Source organism: Zobellia russellii (assembly GCF_044597075.1).
Lineage (GTDB): Bacteria > Bacteroidota > Bacteroidia > Flavobacteriales > Flavobacteriaceae > Zobellia > Zobellia russellii.
Genome location: NZ_CP139000.1, coordinates 482,482 through 495,832, shown reverse-complemented (window position 1 = coordinate 495,832; position 13,351 = coordinate 482,482). Strand labels below are relative to the sequence as shown.

Below are 13,351 nucleotides of genomic sequence, written 5' to 3'. Positions count from 1 at the left end.
ACTGATGATTTTTATTTTGATGGTAAAATACAATGAATACTGGTCAAAAACAGGTAAATCTAGGTCAATAAATCTTTAACTACATGACCGTGAACATCCGTTAGACGATAGCGCCTTCCTTGATGCTTAAACGTTAACCTCTCATGATCTATACCGAATAGATGCATAAGCGTAGCGTGAAAATCATGTACGTGAACAGGATCTTTGGTTACATTGTAACTAAAGTCATCAGTTGCCCCATAGGTAAACCCAGGCTTCACTCCTGCTCCGGCCATCCACATGGTAAATGCTTTTGGATGGTGATCTCTACCATAATTTTCGCTCGTTAACTGACCTTGGGAATACACCGTACGTCCAAACTCTCCTCCCCAAACTACAAGGGTATCCTCAAACATACCTCTTTGCTTTAAATCCTTGATCAAGGCAGCAGTGGCCTGATCTGTTTTTTTAGATTGACTTTTTACTCCTCCTGGACAATAGTTGTGCTGATCCCAACCTTGGTGGTACAGTTGTACAAACTTAACCCCTTTTTCAAGCAGTTTTCTTGCCATTAGGCAGTTTGCCGCATACGTACCGGGATCCCTACTATCTTTGCCGTACATATCAAAAATATATTCGGGCTCGTTTGTTAGATCGGTTACCTCAGGTATGGAAGTTTGCATTTTAAAGGCCATTTCGTATTGGGCCATACGGGATTGAATTTCTGGGTCACCAAAGGCATCCGTCTGTAGGTCGTTCAAATTCTTTAAATAATCCAGCATATCCCTACGGTCATTACCATCATAATTTTCTGGATCGCTCAAATAGAGAACAGGGTCTTTACCCGACCTAAATTGTACTCCTTGGTGCTCTGTTGGCAAAAAGCCGTTCCCCCATAAACTTGCTTTTAGAGGCTGTCCTTTTCCGTTTTTAGAAACCAATGCAATAAAAGTTGGCAAGTTTTCATTGTCTGAACCTAAACCATAACTTAACCAAGAACCAATAGCAGGCCTACCTGGTAATTGATTACCCGTTTGCATAAATGTAATGGCCGGGGTATGGTTAATTTGGTCGGTTTGCATACTTTTAATAAAACACAGATCATCTACCACTTCGGATAGGTACGGCATAGCATCGCTTACCCAAGCTCTAGACTCCCCGTATTGCTGAAACTTAAAAGTAGACGGCGCTATAGGCAATGTACTTTGGCTACCGCTCATACCCGTAAGTCTTTGACCACTTATCACGGACGGTGGTAATTCCTGACCGAACATGTTGGTAAGCTTTGGCTTATAATCGAACAGATCCATCTGAGATGGGCCTCCACTCTGAAATAAATAAATAATTCTTTTGGCCTTTGGCGCATGGTGCGGTAGACCTAATCGGTTTTTATTGTAAACCTTTAAAATCTCTTCTTCCGTACTATTCTTGCCTATACCGGCAAATGCCTTTTCTGCGCCCAGTAAACTTCCCAACGCCATGGCACCGATACCAAGTGATGTCTTTTTAAGAAAATGTCTTCTATCCAGTTGCCTTTCGATTTTTTGTAAATCCTGGTTATTGGAAGTCAGTTTATTGTGATGATGATTACACATAGTTTCTTTTGTTTGCTGTTAACAATTATCGTTTGGTGATGCTGGCATCGGCATTCATAATGGTACTTGCCACTACAGCGTTTGCAGCTATAGCCGCCTTATCATCGGTTTCGGAAATTTTAAACGCCCCGGTCTGCAACCAACCTTTGGCCTTATCTAAATTTTGATTGAACTTTTCAAATTCCTGTTCCCGTAATTGAGCAAGAACCTCAAGTTCTTGGTTCGTAATACTTCTTCCTGCTAATTTCATGAAGGTTTGGGCAATACCGGTCTCTACGTCTTTGGCCTCCGCCATTTGTTTTCCTAAAACCCTTGAAGCTTCAATATAAGTAGGGTCGTTCAAAATTACCAAGGCCTGTAACGGTGTATTGGTTTTTTGCCTTCTGCTGGTACATAAATCCCTTGTAGGGGCATCAAAAGTTGAAATTGTAGGATTAGGCACCGTACGCTTCCAAATGGTATACATACTTCGCCTGTAAAGGCCCTCCTCTCCGTCTTGGACATAAGTATCTCCGTTTACTTTCCATAGTCCTTCTGGTTGGTACGGCTTAACACTTTCTCCTCCTATGGTCTCGTTCAACAGACCGGACGCATACAGTACATTATCTCTTAACATTTCCCCGGACAATCGTGTGGAAGGTCCTCTTGCCAACCATTTGTTCTCACCATCCCATTTTAAATGTTCCTCACTAACCACGGAACTTTGTTGATACGTACTAGACAACATTATGGTTTTATGCAACGCCTTAACATCCCAGCCGGACTCTACAAATTCAAGAGCCAACCAATCTAACAGTTTAGGGTGACTTGGCAATTCACCTTGATTACCAAAATCCTCAGAAGTCTTTACCAATCCTCTTCCAAAGAGATTTTGCCAATAACGGTTTACCGCTACCCTAGCCGTTAACGGATTGTCCTTATCTGTAATCCATTTAGCAAGGCCCAACCTATTTTTAGGTAAACTATCTGCCATTGGAAATATCTCCGTTGGAACATTTGGAAATACCGAATCTGTTGGTGAATCGTAATTACCCCTATCCAAAATATAGGTCTGTCTAGGTGTTTTACGTTCTTTCATCACCATTATCTGCTTAATAGGTTCTATACTATCTACTAAGGCTTTACGATTCTCCTCCAAAACAGCAAGAGCTTCATTGTATTTTGGAGATTTATTGAACAAATAGTATTGAGCCAGCTGCTCTTTTTCTTGTTCGGTAAGTGTTTCTTTTGATTTGGCTATTAAGTTTTTAAGCCGATCCGTAGTGCTTATTTGCATTACTTCAACAGCACTCAATTCATTATCAAAAACCATTATATCATCTACAACAGCATTACCAATGCCCTTTCCTCTCCATATAGCACCAATTCTTAAACCGGGCTCTACGGTTTCTTTATAGATATAATTGTTCATATTGTTAAAAACAATATCCTTGTACAGGTTATCAAAAGAAGTAGTGGTTTCAAGTTTTTCGCCATCCATATAAATCCCTATTCCCATTGCCTTACTAGAACCGTCATAGGTAAGCGTAACCTGAACCCATTTTTCCTTTGGAATCTCCTTAACCGACTCTACTACCATTGAATTATCTGGCCACACATGGGCAAACAACGCTTCTAACCTGTTCTCTTTTACTTTTAAGTGATACCCTCTAAAACTATGCAATTCAGGCCCTTGCATCTTATGAAATATAACTCCATCTTCAAGGTCCTTGGGAATAAAGACTTTTATAGAAACGCTAAAAGGCTGGTTACGTTTGTAGACTCCAATTTTATCTAGGTCCAACCAAGTGTCCCCATCCATAAATAGCCCTTTACCTGTAGCTCCCTCTTTAAAAACAGGTTTCTCGTTATCTACAAACTGCTGACGCATACGAATATGGTTTTTGCCATTTCCGCCAGCGGTGTTCACCAATTTTTGGTTATCAAAATTAAAAGAAGCAATCAACCCACGCGGCTTACCTTTAACCGGAATGTTCTTAAAAGAATTACCCGCCAACCACTGTTCAAACTTTTCATTTTCGGTTTTAGCGGTGCGCTCAACTTTATCTACGGATTCCTCAACAATTTTATCTAGATAAGCAAGCACCCCTTCCTGTTCTTCAGTAGGAAGCAACATCGCCGGAACCGGAGTAGCTAAATCCCAAGGAATCAATCCCGTCTCATCTACGTTATTGAAAAAGCCATACATCTCAAAATAGTTCTTTTGAGAAATAGGATCGTATTTGTGGTCGTGACATTTAGCACAAGCATACGACAATCCCAATACACCTTGGCTTACCGTAGCGGTCCTATCCGCAACATATTCCGATCTAAATTCTTCATCTATAATACCACCTTCCAGATTTTGAGGGTGCAACCTGTTGAAAGTAGTGGCCAGTTTTTGCTCTCGTGTGGGGTTTTCAAATAAATCTCCCGCTAATTGCCATGTGAGAAATTCATCATAAGGCATGTTTTTATTAAATGCATCTATAACCCAATCTCTCCATGGCGAGGTATCTCTATATCTATCGTTACTGTACCCATGCGTATCTGCATAACGGGCAACATCCATCCAGTCCAAAGTCATCTGTTCCCCATAATGCGGAGAAGCCAATAAACGGTCTATCTGTTTTTCAAAAGCATCCGGTGCTTCATCGTTTACAAAAGCTTCCATTTCCTCCAAAGTTGGAGGCAAGCCCGTTAAATCAATAGAAGCCCTTCTTAGTAGCAGCTCCTTACTCGCTTTTTTAGATGGAGAAACTCCTTTCTCCTCTAAATTGGCCAATACAAAATTATCTATAGGACTCTGGACAAAGTCGGTCTGTTTTACTTTTGGAACCTCATGCTTTTCCGGTTTTAAAAATGCCCAGTGATCTTTGTACTCCGCACCTTGATCTATCCACTTTACCAGCATAGCCTTTTCATAGGCCGATAAGTTTAAATGCGACGAAGGCGCAGGCATTATGGTTTCCGGATTATCTGTCAAGATTCTTTTAACCACCTCACTATTTCCTGGATTTCCGGGATCAATAGAGAACAACCCTGGTGTATTAATGGATTCGGCATATGCAAATTCAGGGTCATGCAACTGTAAGCCACCCTTTATTTTTGCTTTATCCGGACCATGGCAAATAAAACATTTATCGGATAAAATAGGTTTTACATGCTGATTGAAATCTACCTTTTCCGGAAGCGTCTCATAAGCTTGTTCAACATCCTCTGGAAGGTCCGGGCCACCACAAGAGAATAGCACCAAAGCCAAAGAAAAAAAGAAATAATTTGATAATTTGAACATTCTTTATGAGAAATTTTATGTTTTCCACAAACTTAAAGCATTTGTTTTATCAATTTCTTGCATAAATCAGGCTATGAGTTGTACAAATCCGACATTTATAAATCACGGACGCATTATGTATAAAAATACTTTACAACTCAAAAAGCCCTGAAAATCAATTATTGAAAGCATAATTACTATCTTTACGTGACGATTATAGGTGCATAAAATCCGATAAGAAGTAAATAGTGTATGAATAAAATTCTGCAATCCTTAAAATTGACCTTTCTACATGGTGGATACGGAAAATTAGATTCCACGTGGGATTACGACAATGTAATCAGCCCTTTTTCCCGGCTTTATTTGGTAACAAAAGGAACCGCCAAAATATACCACAGTTACGAAGAGTTTGATCTAGAACCAGGTTACCTATATCTTGTACCCAGCTTTACCTACAGCCGGTATAGGTGTGATGACCATTTAGAACTTTATTACATTCATTTTTTGGAAGAGGTTGGCGATGGGCTTTCCATTTATGACATGAAAGATTTTAGATATGCCATTGAAGCTAATAACGACCATTATGGATATTTTAAAAAGGTTATAGAACTTCACCCAAAGCGTTATTTGGTAGACGATGACCCTACTATTTATGACAAGCAAAAATTTCTACTTGACACCGTGAAAAAGAACGATTTGCTCTCTACCAAGTCGTTTATTGAGACTCAGGGACTTCTTCACCTCTTGTTTGCTTCATTTATACAAAACAGTAAAAGCTCCAAGTTAAATATTAGAAGTGATTTTCACGAGGTACTCAACTATATTAAAGAACATTTACACGAGCCCCTTACCGTAGCGGACCTTGCCAAACACAGTAACCTGAGTGCCGATCATTTTTCTAGGGTTTTTCAGCAGAAATTTGGAATCAGGCCCAGCAAATACATACAGACCATACGTATTGAACGATCGGAAACCTTATTACTCACCACAAACAATACCTTAGCGGAAATTGCGGAAAAGACCGGTCTAGGCACCATTTCCTATCTTTCTAGAATGTTCAAATTAAAAAATGGAATCACCCCCGGAACGTTCAGAAAAGAAAGACCCGGAGGTTGATTTTTAGTATTTTCTATTTTTTCTACTCTTCATTTTGTTGGCTTCACTATCACCTATAAATTTTTCTTTCTTTGGGTCCCACTCCAAGGTGCGGCCCAATTGATACCCTATATTACAAATGTTACCCACACTCGCGGAACGATGGCCTATTTCAACATCGGAAATAAGGGGGGTACCTTTTTTTATGGCATCTATCCAATTCTGATAATGATTGCCTCTAGATTTCAGCCCCTCTTTATCCGTTACCTGAGATTTTAAAATCTTAGGCGGGTCAGTTTCCAAATAACTTCTACTAATATCCAAATTACCTTTGGTCCCTATAAACCGAACACCCCATCCCCTACCAAAATCTTCGTGAACCATTTCAATTCCATTTTCATAGAACATCTGCATACCTCTTACCGCTTTTTTGTCCGCAGGAGGAATAAATTTTACCGGACCAGTTCTATCCATTCCCAATCCCCATTGGGCAATATCAAACATATGAGCGCCCCAATCCGTTAATATGCCACCTCCGGTCTCACTAAACAGTCTCCAATCCGGAAAGAACGCTTTACTCTCCTGTGGCGCAAGCCTTTCATTATAGGGCAACAACGGTGCCGGACCACACCATTGGTTCCAATCTATTTGAGAAGGTACCGGCTGAGAATCCATATTGAATGGAATAGCAGGGTCACCCACATTAACAAGTACTTTTTTGATATCACCTAAATGACCGTTCCTTACCATTTCCGTAGCTTTTTGGAACGTGGCCCACGAACGCTGCATACTCCCTGTTTGTAAAACCTTACCCGTTTTTTTAACGGTGCTCACCATGTCTATGCCTTCCTGAATCTTTAACGTTAAAGGTTTCTCACAATACACGTGCTTGCCAGCCTCCATAGCCCCAATGGCCTGTATGGCATGCCAATGATCAGGTGTTGCAACCACTACGGCATCTATATCATCTCTTTCTAAAATTTCAAGATAATTTCCTGTTGTTGTAAGGTCTTTATAGTTATTCTGTTTGCGCTTATCTGCATACAATTTACTTACATGTGCCTTAAACCAATCGTTTTTAGTTGTCCACACATCGGAACCAGCTACGATTTGCGCTTCGTCTGTATTTTCTAAAAAAGCATTGGACAGCGTTATACTTTGCTTACCAAGGCCAATGTATCCTAAATTTACCTTATCGCTTGGCGCGACAAAACCCCTACCTAAAACATGTCTGGGAACAATACTTATAGCACCCGCAGCTAGAGCCGTTTTAGAAAGAAATGACCTTCGGGATAATGAATCCGTCTTTTTTGAATTTGCTTCAATATTTTTCTTGGCCTTTTTCATGGATTATCCTTTTTTTTCGATTACTATATAATATGCGGAAAACGCGTTTCCTTCATCCGTAATAAAATGACTATTAAGCTCGTAGCTTCCTTTTTTCAATTCCCCCTGTAGCTGTGCATAGGGTTTGTCCAGGTCAACATTTCCTTCTAGAGAAACATCACCTAGTTTCACTTGAGCACCCTTAAAATTGATGCGCCTTCCTACAGGCAATTCATTTACCGTTGATGATCCCATAATAACATCTGAAGCAGCATTAAGAGACAAGCCCGATTCTGGTGGATATCTATACAATTTAAACTCATACTCACCATCTTCAACAATATTCACGCTATAATAGCCTTCCGGAGAAAACTCCCCCTCACGAATTTGAACTTGGTTCCAAGGTATGTTCTCTTTTGTATGCATATCATGAACTGTAATCGTAACAGGATTTGCTTCTTCATGACCAATAGGAATTTCGGCATATCTCATTTCGGGTTCTATACCGGACCACCACTGATCATAAAAAGCTTGCATTTTTTTAACCATGTCCGGATGTTGGTCCACAACGTTATTTTTTTGTCCCGGATCATCAACAATATTATATAGCTCGGTACCACCGATCAATCGCCATTCCGTATTCATAACACAGCTGTTCTTACCTTTTTCAGGCCATTGAGCACGCTGCGTATCTATAACCAACATACGCTCCTTACTTTCTGCACCCTCCTTTAATACGGCTGACATATCTGCCCCATCCAAAGGCTTTTTAGGCTGAAAAGATACTCCTGCCATTTTGGAAAGTGTAGGTAACAAATCTACATTGGCTACCAATTCATTACTTGTAGTCCCCTTTTTTATATTGCCTTTAGGCCAGCTTATAAAAAATGGCACCTTATGCCCACCGTCATAGTGACTACCTTTAGTACCCCGCAAACCAGCGTTGTAACCTAAAACACTTCCATCCTTGCTTTTTGCTATTCCTGCAGCAGTACCATTATCCGTTGTGAATATGATTATAGTATTATCAAATAATTTTTCGTCTTTTAAAAAATTGACCAACTTTCCAAAGTTCTCATCAATATTGGTAATCATTCCATAAAAACGCTTCTGAACATCGGTCAACGGAGCATCTTCGTATTGTTTGGCATAACTTTCCGGAACGTTAAAGGGTGAATGTGCCGCGTTAAGTGGTAAATACAGGAAGAAAGGTTCTTCTTTCGTACGTTGTACATATTTAATGGCCTCATTAAACCAGACATCCGTTGCGTATCCTTCCACCTTTTCCGGAACACCATTTCTAAAATAGGTGTCGTTAAAATAGGTATTGTTCCAATAATCCGGAGTTTGCTGCACACCTCCTCCGCCATTATAAAGCGTTTCTTGGAACCCTCTATCAAAAGGTCTGTATGGGTAATTATCCCCCAAGTGCCATTTTCCGAACATAGCTGTTTTATACCCCCCGTCTTCAAACACTTCCGCTATGGTGGTTTCATCTTCCAACAAGATAGAACATCCACCAATAGTATGCCAAGCATTGTTCCTATTGCCGTTACGTCCTGTCATAAGTCCTGCCCGACTAGGCGCACAAGTCGTGCCCACGTGAAAATTTGTAAGTTCCAAAGCCTCTTTACCAAAAGCAGACAAATTAGGAGTTTTTAGTATAGGGTTGCCATGTGATGCTAAATCTCCATAACCTTGATCATCTGTAAATACAATAATCACATTTGGTTTTTGGTCGTCCGTTTCAATAACGGATACGGTTTCGGTTTTGTTTTTCTGCCCACAAGATAGTAGGGCTAGAAAACAGACTAAAAGGCCAAACTTGTTACCTAATTTATTTTTCATTTTTAAAGTTATGAGGTTGTTTTTTTATCTTTTAAGTTGGCAACATATTCACTAGGAATTACGCCAAATTGCTTTTTGAAACACTTAGAAAAATAAGAAGCCGTATTAAAACCTGTTTTGTACATAATTTCTTTGACGGACAAATCGCTCTGCTCAAAAAGCTGAACCGCTCTTTTTAGACGAATGTTCCTAATGAACTCACTGGAAGATAGACCGGTAATCTCTTTAAATTTCATATAAAGGTTACTTCGGCTATAGCCCATTTCCTTTACAAGCATTTCTACGTTAAAGTCCGTATTCATCATGTGTTTTTCTACAATTTCAATAGCAGTCTGCAGAAAAGACTCATCTACCGAAGTAACGGCGATTTCCGTAGGTTGCAGCGTAATATTCCTAGTAAACTGCTTTCTAAGTTGATCCCTTTGTTTAAGAATATTAGAGAGCGTTAGTTGTAGCAGCTCCATTTCAAAAGGTTTACGTATATATCCTTCCACACCCAATTTCAGGTTTTCTATTTCACTTTCTTCGGATGCTTTTGCCGTAAGCATTACCACTGGAATATGACTCGTTTCTTTATTGGTCTTGAGTTTTTCGCAGAACTCGGTACCGTTCATTACGGGCATTAAAATATCCGTTAAGATAATATTGGGCATGAGACTCTTAGCTAATTTTAAAGCTTGTTTGCCGTTTTCCGCCTCGTATATTACATACTCGGTTTCCAAAGCTTGTTTTACCAAAGTGCGAATATCCTCATTGTCATCAACAATAAGTAGAATAGGGAGTTTAGGGCGTGATTTTGACACATCTTCATCAAGAATTTCATCATTTATCCCAATGGCAAACGACTCAGTTTCCGAAGAGCGCACCAAGAAATCGCTTTCCGAAACCTCCTTGATACTCACCTCTGGAATGTTCATAAAGGTTTCCTTTTCCATTGGAAGTCGTACTATAAAATCAGTCCCTTTATTCGGTTTACTCTTAACGACAATAGAACCTTGATGTAACTCGATCAAATTTTTAGTAAACGATAATCCTATACCCGCCCCTTGAAGATTTCTTCTGTCTTTTTTATCCTGAGTATTAAAACGTTCAAAAATAGTGTTCACTCTATTTTTTGCTATTCCAAACCCAGAATCTCGAACTTTAATAACTACGTTTCTGTTACTTTCCTCAGTTTCACCACTCTTTTCTCTTTCTATTGATATCTCTACGTTTATATGTCCTCCATCAGGAGTATATTTAAAAGCATTGGATAACAGGTTGTTCATAATCTTTTCTAGAGCATCATGATCAAACCATGATACAATAGCGTCATCACTAGCGGAAATATTAAAATCTACATTTTGCTTGTGAGCTAGAAACTGGAAGGGCTGACAAACTTCTTGAATAAATTCAACAACATTACTATTACGCACTACCAAGTGCATTTTTCCCTGATCTATCTTTCTAAAGTCTAAAAGCTGATTTACCAATTTCAATAAATAATTGGTGTTTTTGTACATGATATTGTACTGCTCCTGAACTTTAGTTTGGCTTACCTTTAACCCATCCTTCCTTAAATATTCTAGCGGACCTTTTATGAGCGTAAGCGGTGTTCTAAACTCATGCGAGATATTGGTGAAGAACTCAAGTTTTACACGTTGCATTTCTTCGGATTTCTCTTTTTCAAGATGATCCAGTTCCAATTGATGCTTTTTACTAGTCCTGATAAACGTGTATCTCCAGAATAACCATAAAACACCCAACATTAAAAAGCTATAAAACAAATAAGCGGCAGAAGTTTGCCAAATTGGCGGTGTAATCTTAATTTTTATTTCCGAAGGAGACTGATCCCATAGACCATCATTATTGGACGCTTTTACCCTAAAAGTATAATCTCCCGGTCCTAAATTTGTATACGTAGCAAAGCGTTTATCCGAAGTAGTTTGTATCCAATCCTTATCAAAACCCTCTAACATATAAGCGAACTTATTTTTCAAAGGTGCTGCATAATGTAAGGCCGCAAATTCAAAGGAAAAATTATTCTGTTTATAGCTAAGTTCAATATCACTAATTTGATTTATGTTTTTTTTCAGAATGACCTTGTCGTTCATTTTCTCACCAACCCTTACGGATTTATTGGATACGAGTAAATCCGTAATTACTGTTTCTGCGGGCTGTTCATTATCATTTATTTCTTCTGGGTAAAACGCATTAAATCCGTTTATACCGCCAAAAAGCATTTCCCCATCTGCCCGCTTAACACACGCCAATTCCTGAAACTCATTATCTTGCAGACCATCACTTTCATTATAGTTTTTAAACGTCTCGTTTACAGGGTCAAATTTAGAAAGCCCCATATTGGTGGAAAACCATAAGTTACCTTCACGATCCTCTAGAATACCTTTAATTACATTATTGGGCAGTCCGTCTTTTAACGAATAAGAAATGAAACTATCATCATTTCCGTTTTCACCTGGTATGAATTTGTTTAATCCACCACCAAAAGTACCTACCCATAAATCTCCCGCGGTACTTTGGTACAAGGAAAGAATATAATTGTGGCTTATTGCCCCTTTTTGATTCGGGTCCGATTTATAGGTTTTGAATTTTGGTTGTTTCTTGTAACGTTCTATCTTATTAAGACTACTCAAACCATCTCCAGTTGCAAACCAGATAGTACCATTACTGTCTTCAAGAATATCCCTAATGATGTTGCTAGGTAAAGCGTTGGGTTGCTTGGGGTAACTTTTAAAAGTTGATTTAAGATAGTCTTTGCCATTATCCTCCTTAATCCACCTATGAATACCTGAAGTATAAGTCCCAATCCATATATTTTCGTTAGAATCGTTCAAAAGACTGAACACACCGTGCATTAGTCCTTGGGATTTTAGATTTGATTCTTTAATAGCATTTGGATTACTAATATCCAGAAGATACAGACCTGGTGTGCCTTCTGATCCAATTAATAAAGTTCTCTTATTTGCAATTGTTGTTTCTGTAATTGCAAATGTTCTGGAAATAGAATTAAAATGTTCAAATTTATTATAATTACCGTCATCATCTTCTTCCAATAACATATTTAGGCCGCCACCTTCTGTGCCTACCCATACGGTTCCATTGCTATCCTCGTACATTGCCCTAATCTTATCATAACTTAAACTCTTAGGGTCCGGTGTGTTTCTTACATTTAGGAATTGTTTTTTACCTGGATCAAAAGTATTGACCCCGCCACCGTTGGTCCCGACCCAAATGATACCCGTCTTATCTAGATATAGTGATTTTATGATATTCTTACTAATGCTACCTATATCTCTAGAATCATACGTAAAGCGTTTGACAAATTTGGGTTTTTTCTCAATAGACGTGTTCTCAAAATAAAAGAGTCCCTCATTGGACCCTGCCCAAATGCGGTTGTTATTGTCAACTAGAAGGTTGTTAAAATTGGTGTCGTGAATTTTTACAAGTTCTCTACCCTTGCCTTTTACTTGGCAAAATATACCAATGTTAGTAGCAATGATTAATCGGCCCCAATTATCTTCAAAAATACTCCTAACAATACAATCAGGGAGTCCTAATGAATTGTTTACGTTCCCGAAATAATCCTTCCCATTTGAATCTTTTTTTAATTTAAAAATACCAGTTGCCCCACCAACCAGTATTTGTCCGTTCTTATCTTCATAAATGCTGTAGATAGAGCTACCGTCCCAACCAATAATAAAAGGGTCTTGTTCGGAATTAAAATGCTGAAATTTTATATTCTCTGGCGAAACGTTAAGGTCTACCATATCCAAACCGTCACGAACACCTACCCACAAGCGGTTTTTACTATCCTTAAACAAGGCAGTTACATGGTCACCTATGAGACTATTTGAATTTTCATCCTCATTCCTATAAGATGTGAACGTACCTGTAGCAGCATTATAAAAATTAAGACCACTCCCTGTGGTTCCCACCCATAAGTTACCCTGATCATCCCCAGTTATGGCTCCAATAAGGTTACTGCTAATCTGATTTGGTGAATTGGCACTAGGGTTATAGACCGTAAACTTATACCCGTCATATTTGTTTAGACCATCATGCGTACCAAACCACATGAAACCTTGTTTATCTTGATAAATGGCGTTAATATCACTTTGCGAAAGACCATCACTTGTTGTAATGTGTTTAAAGCTAATGTGGCTTTGGGCATTACCAACAATGGTAAACAAAACTGAAACAATTATAATTATATAATCAAAAAGCTTTACTCTCATCTTCATATATGTGCCCCCTT

6 protein-coding genes are annotated in these 13,351 nt (G+C 38.9%); 1 reads left to right on the top strand and 5 read right to left on the bottom strand.

All coding sequences use genetic code 11. The annotated features are described in order from the left end of the window. Positions 1-59 precede the first annotated feature (59 nt). Both SJY45_RS02070 and SJY45_RS02065 read right to left on the bottom strand, forming a co-directional pair. Entirely contained in the window at positions 60-1,574 is a 1,515-nt protein-coding gene (locus tag SJY45_RS02070) for a DUF1501 domain-containing protein (protein ID WP_215439196.1), read from the bottom strand. Positions 1,575-1,599: 25 nt separating this feature from the next. Beyond that, the gene (locus tag SJY45_RS02065; RefSeq protein WP_400073095.1) at positions 1,600-4,848 is read right to left on the bottom strand and encodes a DUF1553 domain-containing protein; all 3,249 of its coding nucleotides are present in this window, start codon (positions 4,846-4,848) and stop codon (positions 1,600-1,602) included. Positions 4,849-5,079: 231 nt separating this feature from the next. Here SJY45_RS02065 and SJY45_RS02060 point away from each other — a divergent pair, with 231 nt between their 5' ends. Then, the gene (locus SJY45_RS02060; RefSeq protein ID WP_215439191.1) at positions 5,080-5,943 is read left to right on the top strand and encodes an AraC family transcriptional regulator; all 864 of its coding nucleotides are present in this window, start codon (positions 5,080-5,082) and stop codon (positions 5,941-5,943) included. Positions 5,944-5,946: 3 nt separating this feature from the next. On the opposite strand, the gene SJY45_RS02055 is transcribed toward SJY45_RS02060, so the two are convergent. From SJY45_RS02055 to SJY45_RS02045, 3 genes are read right to left on the bottom strand one after another with little or no spacing between them, the layout of a single operon-like run. Beyond that, positions 5,947-7,269: a Gfo/Idh/MocA family protein gene (locus SJY45_RS02055; RefSeq protein ID WP_400073094.1), complete on the bottom strand. Its 1,323-nt coding sequence runs from the start codon at positions 7,267-7,269 to the stop codon at positions 5,947-5,949. Positions 7,270-7,272: 3 nt separating this feature from the next. Further along, entirely contained in the window at positions 7,273-9,096 is a 1,824-nt protein-coding gene (locus tag SJY45_RS02050) for an arylsulfatase (RefSeq protein ID WP_400073093.1), read from the bottom strand. Positions 9,097-9,104: 8 nt separating this feature from the next. After that, the gene (locus SJY45_RS02045; RefSeq protein WP_400073092.1) at positions 9,105-13,337 is read right to left on the bottom strand and encodes a two-component regulator propeller domain-containing protein; all 4,233 of its coding nucleotides are present in this window, start codon (positions 13,335-13,337) and stop codon (positions 9,105-9,107) included. Positions 13,338-13,351: the final 14 nt, after the last annotated feature.

What these genes read in the sequence shown, in the direction of transcription:
- SJY45_RS02070 (WP_215439196.1), bottom strand. Translation starts at nt 1,574, where the DNA reads ATGTGTAATCATCATCACAATAAACTGACTTCCAATAACCAGGATTTA.
- SJY45_RS02065 (WP_400073095.1), bottom strand. Translation starts at nt 4,848, where the DNA reads ATGTTCAAATTATCAAATTATTTCTTTTTTTCTTTGGCTTTGGTGCTA.
- SJY45_RS02060 (WP_215439191.1), top strand. Translation starts at nt 5,080, where the DNA reads ATGAATAAAATTCTGCAATCCTTAAAATTGACCTTTCTACATGGTGGA.
- SJY45_RS02055 (WP_400073094.1), bottom strand. Translation starts at nt 7,269, where the DNA reads ATGAAAAAGGCCAAGAAAAATATTGAAGCAAATTCAAAAAAGACGGAT.
- SJY45_RS02050 (WP_400073093.1), bottom strand. Translation starts at nt 9,096, where the DNA reads ATGAAAAATAAATTAGGTAACAAGTTTGGCCTTTTAGTCTGTTTTCTA.
- SJY45_RS02045 (WP_400073092.1), bottom strand. Translation starts at nt 13,337, where the DNA reads ATGAAGATGAGAGTAAAGCTTTTTGATTATATAATTATAATTGTTTCA.